The sequence below is a fragment of the Variovorax sp. SRS16 genome, from assembly GCF_901827165.1.
Lineage (GTDB): Bacteria > Pseudomonadota > Gammaproteobacteria > Burkholderiales > Burkholderiaceae_C > Variovorax.
This window is the reverse complement of record NZ_LR594669.1, coordinates 21,075-35,250: the sequence shown is the minus strand read 5'-3', so window position 1 is coordinate 35,250 and position 14,176 is coordinate 21,075. Positions and strand designations below refer to the sequence as shown.

Annotated in this window: 15 protein-coding genes and 2 pseudogenes; 6 read left to right on the top strand and 11 right to left on the bottom strand. The window is 68.1% G+C overall.

Annotation, left to right across the window (positions count from 1 at the left end; translation table 11 throughout):
* The first annotated feature begins 66 nt into the window (after positions 1-66).
* Positions 67-795, top strand: a complete 729-nt coding sequence (locus E5P2_RS35115; RefSeq protein WP_162571690.1) for a transporter substrate-binding domain-containing protein — start codon at positions 67-69, stop codon at positions 793-795.
* 31 nt (positions 796-826) lie between these two features.
* On the opposite strand, the gene E5P2_RS35110 is transcribed toward E5P2_RS35115, so the two are convergent.
* Positions 827-1,729, bottom strand: a complete 903-nt coding sequence (locus tag E5P2_RS35110; RefSeq protein WP_162571689.1) for a LysR family transcriptional regulator — start codon at positions 1,727-1,729, stop codon at positions 827-829.
* Positions 1,730-1,802: 73 nt separating this feature from the next.
* Positions 1,803-2,093, bottom strand: a pseudogene (locus E5P2_RS35105) (serine--glyoxylate aminotransferase); the annotation flags it as partial.
* Here E5P2_RS35105 and E5P2_RS35100 point away from each other — a divergent pair.
* Positions 2,037-2,465 carry a LysR substrate-binding domain-containing protein gene (locus tag E5P2_RS35100; protein ID WP_162571687.1) on the top strand — a complete coding sequence of 143 codons (429 nt, stop codon included), beginning with the start codon at positions 2,037-2,039 and terminating at the stop codon, positions 2,463-2,465. The pseudogene E5P2_RS35105 and the gene E5P2_RS35100 overlap by 57 nt on opposite strands.
* A gap of 90 nt (positions 2,466-2,555) precedes the next feature.
* On the opposite strand, the gene E5P2_RS35095 is transcribed toward E5P2_RS35100, so the two are convergent.
* From E5P2_RS35095 to E5P2_RS35085, 3 genes are all read right to left on the bottom strand, one after another.
* On the bottom strand, positions 2,556-3,365 hold the full coding sequence (locus tag E5P2_RS35095; RefSeq protein WP_232081024.1) for an amidohydrolase family protein: 810 nt from the start codon (positions 3,363-3,365) through the stop codon (positions 2,556-2,558).
* 20 nt (positions 3,366-3,385) lie between these two features.
* Complete coding sequence (locus E5P2_RS35090) at positions 3,386-4,387, bottom strand: Bug family tripartite tricarboxylate transporter substrate binding protein (RefSeq protein WP_162571685.1); 1,002 nt, start codon at positions 4,385-4,387, stop codon at positions 3,386-3,388.
* Between the two features lie 160 nt (positions 4,388-4,547).
* Positions 4,548-5,450, bottom strand: a complete 903-nt coding sequence (locus E5P2_RS35085) for a LysR family transcriptional regulator (protein WP_162571684.1) — start codon at positions 5,448-5,450, stop codon at positions 4,548-4,550.
* 117 nt (positions 5,451-5,567) lie between these two features.
* Between E5P2_RS35085 and E5P2_RS35080 the strand changes: the two genes are divergently transcribed.
* Positions 5,568-6,554, top strand: a complete 987-nt coding sequence (locus E5P2_RS35080; protein WP_162571683.1) for a tripartite tricarboxylate transporter substrate binding protein — start codon at positions 5,568-5,570, stop codon at positions 6,552-6,554.
* A gap of 9 nt (positions 6,555-6,563) precedes the next feature.
* Here the strand turns inward: E5P2_RS35080 and E5P2_RS38065 are convergent, their stop codons facing one another.
* Positions 6,564-6,926, bottom strand: coding sequence for a hypothetical protein (locus tag E5P2_RS38065; RefSeq protein ID WP_332107585.1), 363 nt, complete (start codon positions 6,924-6,926; stop codon positions 6,564-6,566).
* Between E5P2_RS38065 and E5P2_RS38060 the strand changes: the two are divergent.
* A pseudogene (locus tag E5P2_RS38060) lies at positions 6,888-6,980 on the top strand (IS6 family transposase); the annotation flags it as partial. The gene E5P2_RS38065 and the pseudogene E5P2_RS38060 overlap by 39 nt on opposite strands.
* Positions 6,981-7,054: 74 nt before the next feature.
* Here E5P2_RS38060 and E5P2_RS35070 read toward each other — a convergent pair.
* Genes E5P2_RS35070 through E5P2_RS35060 form a run of 3 tightly spaced genes read right to left on the bottom strand, consistent with a single transcriptional unit; the run spans position 7,055 to position 9,429 of the window.
* Complete coding sequence (locus E5P2_RS35070) at positions 7,055-7,504, bottom strand: flavin reductase family protein (protein WP_162571681.1); 450 nt, start codon at positions 7,502-7,504, stop codon at positions 7,055-7,057.
* The gene (locus tag E5P2_RS35065; protein ID WP_162571680.1) at positions 7,501-8,031 is read right to left on the bottom strand and encodes a flavin reductase family protein; all 531 of its coding nucleotides are present in this window, start codon (positions 8,029-8,031) and stop codon (positions 7,501-7,503) included. Before E5P2_RS35065 ends, E5P2_RS35070 begins: the two co-directional genes overlap by 4 nt.
* Before the next feature lie 9 nt (positions 8,032-8,040).
* Complete coding sequence (locus E5P2_RS35060; protein ID WP_162571679.1) at positions 8,041-9,429, bottom strand: MmgE/PrpD family protein; 1,389 nt, start codon at positions 9,427-9,429, stop codon at positions 8,041-8,043.
* A gap of 96 nt (positions 9,430-9,525) precedes the next feature.
* Here E5P2_RS35060 and E5P2_RS35055 point away from each other — a divergent pair, with 96 nt between their 5' ends.
* Positions 9,526-10,923: a phenylacetate--CoA ligase family protein gene (locus E5P2_RS35055; RefSeq protein ID WP_162571678.1), complete on the top strand. Its 1,398-nt coding sequence runs from the start codon at positions 9,526-9,528 to the stop codon at positions 10,921-10,923.
* Between the two features lie 18 nt (positions 10,924-10,941).
* Here the strand turns inward: E5P2_RS35055 and E5P2_RS35050 are convergent, their stop codons facing one another.
* Together E5P2_RS35050 and E5P2_RS35045 are read right to left on the bottom strand one after the other, a co-directional pair.
* Complete coding sequence (locus E5P2_RS35050; RefSeq protein WP_162571677.1) at positions 10,942-11,823, bottom strand: IclR family transcriptional regulator; 882 nt, start codon at positions 11,821-11,823, stop codon at positions 10,942-10,944.
* Between the two features lie 87 nt (positions 11,824-11,910).
* Positions 11,911-13,059, bottom strand: a complete 1,149-nt coding sequence (locus tag E5P2_RS35045) for an acyl-CoA dehydrogenase family protein (RefSeq protein WP_162571676.1) — start codon at positions 13,057-13,059, stop codon at positions 11,911-11,913.
* A gap of 136 nt (positions 13,060-13,195) precedes the next feature.
* Here E5P2_RS35045 and E5P2_RS35040 point away from each other — a divergent pair, with 136 nt between their 5' ends.
* A complete protein-coding gene (locus E5P2_RS35040; protein ID WP_162571675.1) occupies positions 13,196-14,170 on the top strand; it encodes a Bug family tripartite tricarboxylate transporter substrate binding protein in 975 nt (324 codons plus the stop codon).
* Positions 14,171-14,176: the final 6 nt, after the last annotated feature.

The window sequence follows — 14,176 nt, the reverse complement described above, 5'->3', positions numbered from 1 at the left end:
CGATCGATGGCTGCCGGGCTGCGCGGGCGCGGAGAATTCGCATCCCCTCCCCTCTCGGACATCGCGATGAACGACATTCAACGGCAGCAGCTCATCGACAGCATTGCGCCCCATGGTCGGTTGCGCGCCGCCATCAACTTCGGCAACGCGGTGCTGGCGCAGCGCGCCGCGGACGGCCAGGCGCTGGGCGTGTCGGTGGAACTCGCCACGGCGATCGCGGCACGGCTGGGCCTCGCGCTCGAGCTGGTGAGCTTCGACGCGGCCGGGAAGGTCTTCGAGGCGCTGGACGACGGCGCCTGGGATGTCGCCTTCATGGCGCTCGACCCGTTGCGCGGAACGAAGATCGATTTCACCGCCCCTTACCTCTCGATCGAGGGCACGTACCTGGTCCGCGCCGATGCGCGCTTGCGCACCACGGCCGAACTGGATTCGCCCGGCGTGCGGATCGCCGCCTCGCGCGGGTCGGCCTATGCGCTCCATCTGCAAAGAAGCCTGCGGCAAGCGGAACTGGTCCTCGCCGATTCACCGGTGGCGTCCTTTCGCCTGTTCCTCGATCAGAAGCTCGACGCCATGGCGTCCATCCGGCAGCCGCTGGCGGCGCTGGCCGCTGCGCACGCCGGTGTGCGCGTGATCGACGATGCCTACATGCGAGTCGACCAGGCGATCGGCACGCCGAAGGGCCGGATTGCGGCGCATCGCTGGCTCGACGACTTCATCGCGCATGCCAAATCGGGCGGCCTTGTGGCCAAGGCCCTCAAGAACAGCGGCCAGGGCGACGTCGCGGTCGCGCCCTGAACAGGGCATGCCGACGGCGGTGCACGCCACCTCAACGGCGGCAGGCCCTCGACGTGCGTCGGCACTCGTCGGCCAGCATCCTGGCTGCCAGGGAAAGAGGTCTTCCGCTGGCCGTGATCAGATGCTGAACCATCGGTTCGAGCGTGAACGGCGCCGGAACGATGGACAGGATGCCCGCGTCGCGAAAGACCGCGACGGTCGGAAGACTCGCCACCGCCAGCAGGTCGCTCTGAAGGAGCAGATGAAGGAGTGCGTTGAATGAATCGCGCTGGATCGGAAAGCGGATTTCGGGGCGCCCATGTGCACGAAGCGCGTGCGTCAATGCGCGTTCGGTTTCGCTGCGCCTGGCGCCAAGCACCCACTCGCACCGGGCCAGCGCATCGATGTCGCTGCTGTGTTCGAGCGGATGTCCCCGTCGGGCGACGACAACCATGTCGGTGCTGAGCAGGCGCTCGGCATGAATGTCCGGGCCCACCACGCCTTCGGATGCCGGCGCGATCACGAAATCCACCCGGGCCTCTCGCAAGGCGGAGACGGTTGCGGACGGCGGACCGCTGATGATGGTCACCGTGGTGTGCGGCGCCGACTCGCGAAAGCGCCGGACCGCGCGCGGCATGATGATCGCCTCCGCCGTCGAGGAAACGCCGATCGACACGTTGGTGCCGATCTCGGCGCCCGAGAGCATGGCGAGTTCTTCGTCGAGCTTGCGCAACTCCGCGTCGATCACGCGGGCGCGACGCAGCACGAGCTTTCCATGTTCCGTGGCTTCCACGCCGTGGGACGATCTGATCAGGAGGGGAACGCCCACCGAGCGTTCGAGGGCGGTGAGGTTCTTGCTGACCGCCGCTTCGCTGATGCCCAGGCTCCTGGCTGCCAATCTGACGCTGCCGCATCCGATCACGGCGACAAAGTCTCGCAAGTGTGCCTCGCGCATCGGGGTTCCTGGTGAACTGATCAGCCTGCGGCGATCTTACCCGCCGGCATGGTCGCGCCCCGCGGGCAGCCGGTCAATGGGACGGACGCGCGGCGAAGAATTCCATGGCCGCCTCGACGCCGCTGCCGGCCAGCGCGCCCAGCAGCGTGAGGTCATTGCTGTCGCCCAGATGGCCGATGCGGAACATGCGGCCTTTCACCTTGCCCAGGCCGGTCCCCAGCGACATGTCGAAGCGCTGATGAATGAGCCGGCGCACCGCGTCTGCATCGATGCCCTTGGGCATCATGACGCCGGTCAGCACGGGCGAATGGACCGCCGGATCAGCGCACTGGACCGCCAGGCCCCATGCCCCGACGGCCATCCGCAGGCGGGCGCTTCGGAACTGGCACAACTCGGCGGCTGCGAATGGATCCACGGTGCGCGTCCCGGCGCGCTGGAACCGGCGATCAGCACCGCATTCCGAAAGGCGCAATTGCCGCAGCCCGTCTTCGCCGTTCAGCGCGATTCCTTCAGCGCACTGGTCTTCCTGCTCTTGCAGTCGGACTACGTGGCCGTCGCCACAGAGGCGACCGTCGCACCCTTCTGCCGCCCCGGGCTGCTGCACAGGGTGCCGCTGCGCACCCCGCCGGGCGTGTCCGTGCAATCGTTGTTGACGCCGGCCACCCGGCCGTTGACGCCGCATGCCCAGCTGCTGGCGACCGAATTCCGGAGAGCGGCGCGCGGACAGCGGCGCTGAGCTTTCCGCGCTGGTCGATGTCGCGCGGCTTGCCGAGCTGTCCAGGCGGGCAGGACGTACCGGGCCAACAGCCGCGGCAGCCGCGGTACCTCAGGAGAAGTAGAGCCTGAGCGGGTTCTCGCCGCCGATGCGCCGGCGGTCGTTCGCGTCGGGCACGACCTCGGCCAGCCAGTCGATGGTGCTCTGGTAGAGCGTGGCTTCGTCGCCCACGAAGGGGCAGTCGCTGGCCCACACCATGCGCTCGTAGCCGACCTGCCGGCACAGTTCGCGCGCGTGCTCGGTGGCCTGCGGCCCGAGCCGGTAGGCGCCCGAGAGCTTGACCCAGGTGCGGCCCTTCTCGACCGAGCGCACCATGGCCTTGAAGCCCTCGCTCTCCACGCCGGCCACCGGGTCGGGCCGGCCGATGTGGTCGAGCACGATCTTCACGCCCGAGCGTTCGAGCTGCGGCAGTACCTGCGGGATGCGCGGGCCATCCAGGTGCAGGTGCACGTGCCAGTCCATGTCGGCCAGGCGGTAGAGGAACTTGCGGTAGTCCCAGCTGTCGAGGTCGGGCAGCTGCTTCATGCTGATGAAGGGCAGGCGCACCCCCACCATGCCGTCGCGCGCCATCTGCTCGAGGATGTAGCGGTCGGTGGAGGGATCGAGGATGGCGGTGCCGCGCCAGTTCGGGCGCGTGCGCAGCGAGTCGATCACGTAGTCGTTACAGTCGCCCCATGGGCTGGCCGCGGCGATCACGCAGTACTGCACGCCATGCGCATCGAGCGTGCCCTGCAGTTGCTCGGCAGTGAATTCATAGCTGGGCCTGTGCCGCGGACTCGGCACCAGCGGCATGTTGCTGCGGAACACGTGGACGTGGGCATCGACCAGCGGCCGATCGGGGAGCGACAAGGCGGGATTCAAGACGGTTCTTTCTTCAGGATTCATTGCACTTTGATGCCGGCGACGCGGATCACTTCGGCCCACTTCGCGGCGTCGCGCCGAAACACGGCCGCCAGTTCGGCCGGCGTGCTCGCCTTCGGCTCGGTGCCGAGCTTGAGCAGGCGCTCGCGCACGTCGGGCAGGTGGATCACTTCCCGCACGGCCTGGTCCAGCACCTCCACGGCCTTGGGCGGCACGCCGACGGCGGCATACAGCGCGTTCCAGCCCGTGACCTCGTAACCGGGCAGGCCGGCCTCGCGCACCGTGGGCACCTGCGGCAGCCAGGCGGTGCGGGTCGGGCCGGTGGTGGCGATGACCTTGACCTGGCCCGAATCGACCGGACCCTTGAGCGCCGCATAGGACTCGAAGGCGACGTCGATGTCGCCGCGGATCAGTGCCGTGAGCACCTCGGGCGTGCTCTTGTAGGGTACGAGCTCGGCCTTGATTCTGGAAACCGAACGGAACAGCTCGCCCGACAGGTTCTGCGTGCTGCCGGGGTTGATGGTGCCCAGCGTCAGCTGGCGCTGCCGGCCCTGGGCGAGCAGGGCCTTGAGGTCGCCGATGCTGCCGTCCTTGCGCGTGATCAGGATCAGGTCGAAGTAGGTCAGGCTCGAGATCGGCGTGAAGTCGGTTTCGGGGTCGTAGCTCAGCTTGAAGAGCGACTTGCCGATTGCCGTGCCGTTGGTGAACATGATCAGCGTGTGGCCATCGCGCGGTGCCGAGAGCGTGCCGGTCGCAGCCGCCACGCCGCCCGCGCCGGGCCGGTTGTCGATCACGAACTGCTGGCCCAGCCGCTCGCTGAGCTTCTGCGCGATGAGCCGCATCGAGATGTCGGCGAGGCCACCCGGGCCGAAGGGCACCACCACGCGGATCGGGTGCGTGGGGTAGCCGTCGCTCGCCCAGGCCGCCTGAAGAGGCAACGCGCTGGCCGCGCCGACAGCGCCCAGGCGCGCGAGCAGTGCGCGCCGCTCGCGACCGCGCGGGGAAAGAAAGGGGGAATGCATGGACTGTCTCCGGAGGGGGCGCCTGCGCGCCTGGCGCAGCCTGTTGTTTCGATCTCGCGCCGAAGTCTAGGGAGCGCAGGGGACAGCAACAAATGAATTGTTCTGCGCGATCCATTCGCCCCGTTCATCTTGGGGCGGTCCCTGATCCGCGCTCGGCCGCTCAGCCCGCGGGTGCCAGCCGTTCGCGCAGCAGGGCCACGGCGCGGTCGCGCAGCCACGCGTCCTGCGCGCTCAGGTCCTCGTTGCGCCGCGTCAACAGCGAGAGCGTGCGCAGCACGCGCGGCGCCTCGATCTCGACCACGTGCAGCCCCTGCCCCTCGGCCACCGAAAGCTGGGGCACGATGGTCAGGCCCAGCCCTGCGCGCACCATCTCGAGCGCCATCGCGTTGTGCTGCGCCTCGTAGCGCCAGCGCAGCCGCTCGCGCAGCGGGCCGAGTGCGTCGTCGATGGTCATGCTGTTGCCCGAGGGCAGGCTGATGCGGATCAGCGGTTCATGCTCGAGCGCCTGCCAGGCCACGCTGCGTGCGCCCTGAAGCGCATGGCCCGAGGGACAGACCAGCACGAAGGGCTCATCGGCCAGGCGCTCGACGCCGAGTTCGGTGCGCCCGGCCTGCAGCACGCTGAGGCCGAACGCGGCGGTGCGCGACGCCACCAGTTCGGCAATCTCGCGGATCGAGGTGTCGAACACGCGCACCGGTGTGTCGGGCCACTGCGCGCGGCAGGCCTGCAGCAACGGCGCGAGGATGCCCGTGCACAACGTGGGCAGGCAGGCGAAGGCCAGCCAGTCGTTGGCGTTCTGGCCGTGTCGGCGCACCGCGTCGCAAGAGACACCGAGCTCGCGCACCGCGCTGCGCGCATTGGGCAGCAGCGCACGGCCCGCGTCGGTCAGCGTCACGTCGCGCGTGGTGCGCGCGATCAGCCGCACGCCCAGGCTTTCCTCGAGCTTGCGCATGCGGTGGCTCACGGCCGTCTGTGACAGGTTCAGCTGCGTGGCGGCAAGCTGGAAGCTGCCGTTCTCGACGATGGCCAAAAAGGCCTGGATGCCCAGGAAGTCGATCTGCATGCTCAGGTTCGTAGAGTGAATGAATGAAGCCGATTCATCGGCCGGTGCAAACAAATCATTTGTGATGCGGCAGCGCCGATGGTGTACTGCCGCCCACCCATGAGAAAAAATCGAGACATGCTTCGCCGACTGCGCCGTACCCTCCTGCTCGCTGCGCTCGGCTCATTCGCTGCTGCGCTGATCGCGCCGCCGGCGCTGGCCGCATCCGCCTACCCGCAGCGCCCCATCCGATTGATCGTACCGTTCCCGGCCGGCGGCACCGTCGACTTCGCCGCGCGGCTGGTGGCGGGCCGCCTCGGCGCCGAGCTCGGCGGGCAGGTGATCGTCGACAACCTGCCGGGCGCGGGCGGCGTGATCGCCACAGGTCGCGCGGCCAAGTCGCCGGCCGATGGCTACACCCTGCTCTTCACCACGCCCAACCACACGATCAACCCGGCGCTGTTCACGAAGCTGCCGTTCGACACCGAAAAGGACTTCGTCCCGATCTCGCTGGTGATGCAGATCCCCGAGCTGCTGGTCGCCCACAGCGCGCAACCGTACAACGATTTCAAGGGCTTCGTGGCCTATGCCAAGGCGCATCCGGGCCAGCTGAACTACGGCTCCGCGGGCAACGGCACGCTGCCGCATGTCACCATGGAGCTGCTGCTACAGCGACTCGGCGTGGTCGTCACGCATGTGCCCTACAAGGGCGCGGCGCCGGCCATGAACGATCTGCTGGCGGGCCAGGTGGCGATCAAGATGGACACCATCGCGACCTCGGCGCAGCAGATTCGCAGCGGACGGCTCAAGGCGTTGGCCATCGCGAGCCCGCAGCGCTCGCCGCTGATGCCCGACGTGCCGGCCATTGCCGAACTCGGCCTGCCGGGCTACCAGGGCATCCTGTGGATGGGCATCCTGGCACCCGCGGGCACCGATGCTGCGGTGGTGCGTCGGCTTCACGAGGCCATCGCGCGCTTCGCGAAGCAGGACGACTATCTGAAGCAGCTCAAGGCCTACGGCATCGAGTCGGTGGCGAGCGACCCCGACGCGTTCGGCCGGTTGATTCACACCGAGCTCGGGCAATGGGCCGAGGTCGTGCACAAGTCCAACATCAAGGCCGAATGAAGAATCCGATCACATTCGGAAATGCGCATGACCATCTGTCAAGTTTCTGACCGAATCACGCGTGGCAATATCCTGATCCAATGCCCTCATCCTCCCGAGGTCTGCGAGATTGAGTCCGATCGGGTCGCCCCCGGACTCCTCGATCGCCAGCGATTCGAGCAGACGCTGGCGCAGCTTCACGATCGCCGCGTCGGCCGCAACCAGATGCTCGGCGGTGCGGTCATACACCGGCCCCATCGACAGCGTGATCGCGGCGTCTTCCTGCGTCAGGCGGTCCTGGCCGAAGCGGTCCGCCTCGGTTGCGGTGAAGGTGTTGTCGCGGTAGTTGGCTGCGCTGAATCCGAGATCCCTGAGCTTGCGACCGTGCGACAGGTGTTCGTGAAGGCCTGTGCGCGCGTGGACAACCGCGCCGAAAACAGCCATCGCTAACGTGACAAAGCCGAGAGGGCTGCACCCGCCTTCGCCGCCGCGTGGCGGCGATACATGGCCCAGCGACGGGCTCAGAGCGCACGGCAGCCGTGCACCTGCCCGCGCAAGGCCACGTCGCCGGTCTCGCCGGTACCGCGGCGGAAGCTTGCGAGCTGCGCGAAATGCACGACCTCGTCACCGCAGTCGATGCGGTCGAACACCACCGCCTCGAAGCTTGCGAGCGAATCTGTCGCCAGCGGCGCGCCGAGTTCCTCGCCCGGCTGCCAGTGCAACAGGCTGGGCGGCTGTCCGCCCGCGAGCACGCTCACACCGCACGCCCTGTCGAGGCTGAAGTGCAGTTCCTCGTCCTTGCCCAGCACCCACACGACGATGGCAGGCGTGAGCGACACGGAGTTGAAGGCAAGCGCCTGCGTCGCGCGCGGCCGCCCGTTGTCGCCGCGCAGCGAGATCAGAACCCGGCCCGTGGCGAAAAGGCCCTGCGGCAGCGGCGGGCAAGGCGCAAGGATGGGCATGGCGTTCATGCGGCAAGGCCCTCGGCCAAGGCGGCGCGCGAGGCCTGCGCATCCAACGCCATGCGCTCGATCGCGGCGTAGCGGCCATCCACGTAGAGCAGCGGCCGCAGGTTCGGGTCCGCGTCCCACGCCACCACGTCGCCGATGAACGTGACGTGATCGCCGATCTCGCGCACGATGATGTTCGAGCATTCGAATCGCGCCATGCTGCCCGCAATGAGCGGCATGCCGATTGCAGCGCCACGATGCCAGTCGACGCCGGCAAGCCGGTCCGCCACGGGCGACGCCATTTGCGTCGAAATCGCCTGCTGGTGTTCGGCAAGCAGCGACACGCCGAAGCGTCCCGCGGCCTCGAAAGCCGGTCGCGACCGCGATGAGCGGCCCAGGCTCCAGATGATGCGGGGCTGTGCCGACATCACCGGCAGCACCGAGTTGGCAGTCATGCACACGGGCGTGCCATCGACAGCGACCGTCGTCACCACGCACACGCACGTGGGCACGCGCCCGAGGGAGTTGCGCAGCGCCTTCATGTCCATCGGGCCATCCTATTCCTGCCGGATGCCGCCCGGTTCGGCAGAGTGAAACGGAGCGAAAAGATCCGCCGCGTCGGCGCAGATCTCCAGCGCATCGAGGCGCCTCAGCCACTCATCGCACTGCGCGGCATCGAGGGGCCGTGTGCCGCGTACGAGGCAGTCGCGCGCCTTGGCCCGCAAGTCCGATTCGGTCATGGGGTTCGCGCGGGTACCGGGCACCTCCTCCACGCGGCGGGCGAGCACGCGGCCGTCCCGCAGGGTGAGACGCACTTCGGCGGGCGCGAGCTTGCCGGAGTTCGTCTCGTCCACCTCGATGGCGATGCGGTTCGCGAACGCAAGGAGCCTTGGATCGAGTGCACTGGCCGGCTCGATCTCTTGCAGCCCCACGCGCTTGCGGGCCACGGCGCTCGCCACGCAGTAGCGCACGCTGAACTGCGCGGCGACGGTGGGGTTGTCCGCGGGCGAATACGGCGCGCCGACGATGCCGTTCATGTAGGGCGAGATGCGGATCACCGCGCTTTCGATCATCGACTCGTCCAGCGCATGCTCGACTGCCAGTTGCAGCGCCGCTTCCGTGGCCGCGTGGCCGCAGCCGCAGGTGGGAAATTTCTTGTAGCTCGACAGCATGCCTTCGAAGCGCCTGCCCAGTCCATCGAGCACGATTTTTTCGTCGCCGCCGCGTTCGAAGCGCGCGTACAGGCCGTGGCGCCCCGCGAAAGGTTCGGTCGGCGCGCTAACACCCCACGCGGCAAGCAGCGCCGAATGCGCCCCACCGCGCGCGGCGATGGCGGACTGCACGCGCTTGAGCCCCGTCTGCTCGACGATCGCCTGCTGCGTGCCGCCCGTGTGTCCGAGCGCAATGCCCAGCGATTGCGCAATGCCGTGTTCGTCCAGCCCGAGAAGGCGTGCGCAACCGGCGGCAGCGCCGAACACGCCATAGATCGAGCTGTGCCACCAGCCCGTGTGCTCCGCTGCGCCGAGTGCGAGGCGGCAGGTCACATCGCACGCGAGCGCCACTGCCGCAATGAGCTCGCGGCCGCTGGCGTGGCGCTCCTGCGCGAATGCGAAGACCGCCGGCACACACACCAGGTCCGCATGCACCAGCCCGGCGTCGTGCAGCGAATCGAATTCCAGCGCGGCAGCGGCCACACCGTTGAGGAAGATGGCGTCGAGCGCGCGGGCCCGCCCGCCCGTTCCCCAGACATCGCATGGACCCAGGGCCGCGCCGCCCAGCGTACCGCCCCGCATCGCCTCCAGCCCGGCAAACGCCGAACCCGCCCAGCCGACGGCCAGCGTGTCGCGCAGCAGCAGGCGCGTGGCCTGGATGGCGTCCGGTGGCAAGTCCTCGAATCGCCGCATGGCGACGTGCCGCGAGAGGGCCTGGGCGAGTGTGTCGGTCATGTCCGGTCCTGGTCCCCTCCATCGTAACCAGCGCCTGCCCGCGCGCGTTCCGCCCTGCGAAACCGCAAGCGGCGCACCGCACGCTATCGTCGGTCCATGCCAATCGATCCTGGTGCCGGTTTCGGGCCCGACATTCACTTCGCACAGCCGGGCGACGACCTGGGGCGCCCCTACTGGAATACCGGGCGCGAGACCATGCCCGCCGGGCTCATGTGCGAGGTGCAGTTGCAAAAGCTGCGCGTGCAGCTCGACTACCTGGAAAGCCACTCGGCCCTGTACCAGCGCAAGTTCGCGCAGGCGGGCTTTCGCGCGAAGGACCTCCAGACCATCGACGAACTCGCGCAGCTGCCCTTCACCACGAAGGCCGAGCTGCGCGCGGGGCAGGAATCGCACCCGCCGTTCGGCCTGCACCAGGCCGCGGCCGACAGCGAGATCATCCGCACCACCGCCACGTCAGGCACCACGGGCAAGCCGGTGTTCCAGGCGTACACGCGCCACGACGTGCTGATGCGAAGCGAGAGCATCGCGCGGGCGCTGTGGTCCTTCGGGGTCCGGCCCGGCGACCGCGTGGTCAACGGCTTTGCGCTGAGCATGTTCAACGCGGGCGTGCCGATCTGCACGTCGATCGAACACCTGGGCGCCAACAGCATTCCGGTGGGCGCGGAAAAGCGCGCCGAAGGCATGCTGAGGATGATGAAGGAGATCCGCGCCACGGCGTGGATCGGAACGCCCTCGTTCATGGCCTACCTGACCGAGCGTTGCCGCGACGTGCTGGGCATGGACCCGGCCGATCTCGGCGTGCGCGTGATCTGCGGCGGGGGCGAGTCGGGTTTCGAGGTACCGGAGTTTCGCCGCCGCATCGAGGAGGCCTGGGGCACGCCGCACGTGTACGACTTCGCCTCATCGTCGGATGCGCAGCCCAACAACTTCTCGCACTGCCACGTGCGCGAGGGCAAGCACCAGACCACGCCCGACATGGCGCTGGTGCAGCTCATCGATCCTGCAGCCGGCACGCTGCTGCCCCTGGAAGACGGCGCCGAGGGCGAGTACATCTTCACGCACCTCAGCCGCCACGCCTGCGGGCTGGTGCGCTACCGCAGCGGCGACGTGCTGAAGGTGCGCGTGGGCGATTGCGCCTGTGGGCGCACGGGCTTTCGAATGGACATCGTCGGCCGCACCGACGACATGCTGATCGTGCGCGGCGTGAACCTCTACCCGTCCGCGGTGCAGGCGGTCGTCAACCAGTTCGAGCCACAGCTGGCCGGGTCGATGCAAATCGTGTTGAAAGCCAAAGGGCCGAAAGTGGAGCCGCCGCTGCAGGTGCGCGCCGAGGTGAGCGCGGGCATCGAAGGCGCCAGCCTCGAGACATTGAAAGCGGCCTTCGAGAACGCATGCCGCGAGCAGCTCAATGTGCGCGTGCGCGTGGAATGCGTCGCGGCCGGCTCGCTCGACCGCACGGAAAGCAAGGCGAAGCTGATCGTCGTGGAGCCCTGAACTGCGGGCAAGCCGCGTTCAGTGCCGCCGTGCCCACGCGTCGGGCAGCGGCTGCGGGGGCTCGGCCTCGGCGTTGGCCAGCCGCTCTTTCATCTGCGCCACCAGCTCCGCCAAGCGCGGGCCGATGTCGTCGAACAAGCGAGCGTGCGACGACGCTTCCGCGGTGATCGCGCAATTGAAGACGTAGGGCTCGCCCTGATCGGGCAAGTAGATGGATGCGGCCACCACATGCACTCTGGGTCGCACGAGGCCTTCGTGCACGCAAAAACCCAGGCGCGCGACCTGTTCGCGTGAGCGCTCGATGCGGCTTGCCGTCGCCTCCCAGTCGTCGGGCATCGATGTGCGGATGTCCGACAGCAGCGACTCGCGCGTGCCCTGCGGCAACGCGGCAAGGAACGCATCGCCCATGCACGAGCGCCCGAGCGCGAACGTCTTGCCGATGTCCGAGATCCAGCCTGCCGATTCGACGCGCTTGGCCGTGTGCACGTAGACCATGTTCAGGCCGTCGCGCACGCCGAGCGACACCGCGCCGCCCACCGCGTCGGCCAGCTCGCGCATCGGCGTGCGGGCCGCCTGCCGCAGCTTGATGTTGGCCAGAAGCGGATGCGCCATCGACAGGACCGCACGGCCGAGCACGTACTTGCCGTACTTGCCCGCCTCGGGCAGGAAATGCAGGAAACCCAGGCTGGTGAGCGTGTAGGTCAGCCGCGAGACGGTGGCCTTGGGCAGGCCCGTGCGCTGGCTGATTTCCTTGTTGCCGAGCACAGGCGCTTCGGCGCTGAACGCGCGCAGCACGTCCAGGCCGCGCGCGAGCGTGATGGCGAACTGGCGGTCGCCCACATGCGCGCCGCCGGCCTCGTCGAACGGCTCTTCCGGAAGATCGGGCGGGTTTCGGGTCACGCGCCATCGTACGTCCCCGCGCCGCAGCGTGCATTTCTGCGGAGTGAAACCCAGCGGCTGCGGGACCGGGGATTTACCCGAAGCCGGTCAGCCGGAAATGTCCATGAAGCTCGCGCCCAGGAGCTCCTTGACCACGGTGAGCTTCATCACGTTGATCGTGCCGCCGGTGAACGTAAGCCCCAGGACGTCGCGCAGCCGCCGCTCCAGCGGCAGTGCCTTGAGGTAGCCGCTGGCGCCGAACATCTGCAGGCAGTCCTGGATGGCGGCGATCGAATCAGTGATGCCGCTCCACTTGGCCATGCCGGCGATGCGCGCCGCGTTTTCGCCGCGCGTGTTCATCCACAGCCCTCGGTAGGCCAGCATGCGGCCCGCCTCCACACGCGTGGAGTGCTCCACCAGGGGAAAGCTGATCGCCTGGTAGTGGCCGATGGCCTTGCCGTACACCTCTTTTTTCTTGACGAACTCGATCGTGTCGTCGAGCACCTGCTGCGCTGCGCCCAGTGCGTTGAGCGCGGACAGGCACCGCGACACGTTCCACCGCGCATAGAGCACGGCTTTGCCCTGCCCTTCGCCGCCGAGCGTGTGTTCCACCGGCACGCGCACGTCCTTCAGGCGCACGATGCCGAGCTGGTGCGAGCGCAGCCCCATCTCGGGCATGAGCTCGCAGCTCACGCCGGGCGCGTCGGCCGGCACGCGGATGAACGTGATGCGCGAGCTGCCGTCGGGCTGCTGCACCTTCGCAGTGACGCCCATCAGCGCGGCGCCGGGCATGAGGCTCACGTGGATCTTCTCGCCATTGATGACGAAGTGGCCGTCTTCCACGCACGCGATGGTCGACATGTTCGACAGGTCCGAGCCCGCTTCGGTCTCGGATGTTGCGATGCACACCAGCCGCTCGCCGCTGATGACGCCGCGCGCGGCCTCCTCGCCCCAGCCGGGCACGAGGTTGGGCAGCGTGTTCTGCATCGAGCAGATCATGGCGCAGCTGTTGTCCACGCGCGCGATCTCCTCGACCGCGATGCCCAGCATGATGTAGTCGCCTTCCATGCCGCCCAGGCGCTTGGGCGCGATGATGCCCAGAAGGCCCGCCTTGCCCATGTGGCGGATGGCCTCCACTGGAAACCGTTCCTTCTCGTCGCACTCCACCACGTAAGGCTGGATCCCCTCCCGCGCGAAGCCGCGGACGAAAGCGCGAAACGACTCATGCTCTTGCGAAAACGAATAATCCAGTGCCATCGGGGTGCTCTCCTTGATGCCATGCAATGGTGGCAGCGCGGCGCGGCCCAATGTTTCGCAGAGCGAATTCTTCGCGCGCGCGCCTGCTCCTAGACTGGCCTCGGCTTTCTGATCAGAAGTACACAGGAGACAAGCGATGCGCTATTTGAAGGGCCTGCTTGCCGCGGCCGTGTTCGCCCTGGCCCTGCCCGCGGCCCTCGCGCAGGCGAGCGCGTGGCCCGACCGCCCCGTCAAGATGATCGTGCCCTTCCCGCCCGGCGGCACGGCCGACATCCTGGGTCGCTTCCTGGCGCAGAGCCTGTCCACGCACCTGGGCAAGGCCGTGGTGGTCGAAAACAAGAGCGGCGCGGGCGGCCTGATCGGCGCCGACTTCGTCGCCAAGGCAGCGCCCGACGGCTACACGTTGCTCATGTCCTCGGCTGGACCGCTGGGCGTGGCGCTGGCGCTGTACCCGAAAGTGCCCTACGACATCCTGAAGGATTTCGCCCCGGTCGCCATGGTGGCCGAAGCGCAGATGGTGCTGGTGAGCAACCCCGAATTCAAGGCGCATACGCTGAAGGAACTGGTTGACCTGTCGAAGGCCAAGCCGATGGAAGTGCGCGCCGCCATCAACGCGACCGGCTCGATGCACCACCTGATGACCGAGATGTTCGCCACGCACAACGGCACGAAGTTCACGATGGTGCCCTACCGCGGCTCGGGCCCCGCGATCATGGACATGCTCGCCGGCCACATCGACCTCGACGTGGAGAACCTGCCGGCTGTGGCCGAATACGTGAAGCTGGGCAAGCTGCGCGCCATTGCCACCCTGGGTGCCGAACGTGCCCCGCAGCTGCCCGACGTGCCCACGTTCAAGGAGCTCGGCTACCCGGAGTTCGTCGCCGCTCCGTGGTTCGCCCTGGTCGCGCCCGCGAACACGCCCGCTGCCATCGTCGGCAAGTTGAACCAGGCCGTGAACGCATCGCTCGCCGGGCCCGATGCGAAGGAATGGCTCGCCAAGCAAGGCGCCAACGCCGTGCCGGGCACGCCGCAGCAGGCCGCCGACAAGATTCGCAGCGAAACCGTGCGCTGGGCAGAGATCGTCAAGAAGACCGGCGTGAAAGCAGACTGAAGAAGA

What these genes read in the sequence shown, in the direction of transcription:
- E5P2_RS35110 (WP_162571689.1), bottom strand. Translation starts at nt 1,729, where the DNA reads ATGCGCGAGGCACACTTGCGAGACTTTGTCGCCGTGATCGGATGCGGC.
- E5P2_RS35115 (WP_162571690.1), top strand. Translation starts at nt 67, where the DNA reads ATGAACGACATTCAACGGCAGCAGCTCATCGACAGCATTGCGCCCCAT.
- E5P2_RS35055 (WP_162571678.1), top strand. Translation starts at nt 9,526, where the DNA reads ATGCCAATCGATCCTGGTGCCGGTTTCGGGCCCGACATTCACTTCGCA.
- E5P2_RS35045 (WP_162571676.1), bottom strand. Translation starts at nt 13,059, where the DNA reads ATGGCACTGGATTATTCGTTTTCGCAAGAGCATGAGTCGTTTCGCGCT.
- E5P2_RS35080 (WP_162571683.1), top strand. Translation starts at nt 5,568, where the DNA reads ATGCTTCGCCGACTGCGCCGTACCCTCCTGCTCGCTGCGCTCGGCTCA.
- E5P2_RS35085 (WP_162571684.1), bottom strand. Translation starts at nt 5,450, where the DNA reads ATGCAGATCGACTTCCTGGGCATCCAGGCCTTTTTGGCCATCGTCGAG.
- E5P2_RS35100 (WP_162571687.1), top strand. Translation starts at nt 2,037, where the DNA reads ATGGACCGCCGGATCAGCGCACTGGACCGCCAGGCCCCATGCCCCGAC.
- E5P2_RS35060 (WP_162571679.1), bottom strand. Translation starts at nt 9,429, where the DNA reads ATGACCGACACACTCGCCCAGGCCCTCTCGCGGCACGTCGCCATGCGG.
- E5P2_RS35065 (WP_162571680.1), bottom strand. Translation starts at nt 8,031, where the DNA reads ATGGACATGAAGGCGCTGCGCAACTCCCTCGGGCGCGTGCCCACGTGC.
- E5P2_RS35090 (WP_162571685.1), bottom strand. Translation starts at nt 4,387, where the DNA reads ATGCATTCCCCCTTTCTTTCCCCGCGCGGTCGCGAGCGGCGCGCACTG.
- E5P2_RS35070 (WP_162571681.1), bottom strand. Translation starts at nt 7,504, where the DNA reads ATGAACGCCATGCCCATCCTTGCGCCTTGCCCGCCGCTGCCGCAGGGC.
- E5P2_RS35040 (WP_162571675.1), top strand. Translation starts at nt 13,196, where the DNA reads ATGCGCTATTTGAAGGGCCTGCTTGCCGCGGCCGTGTTCGCCCTGGCC.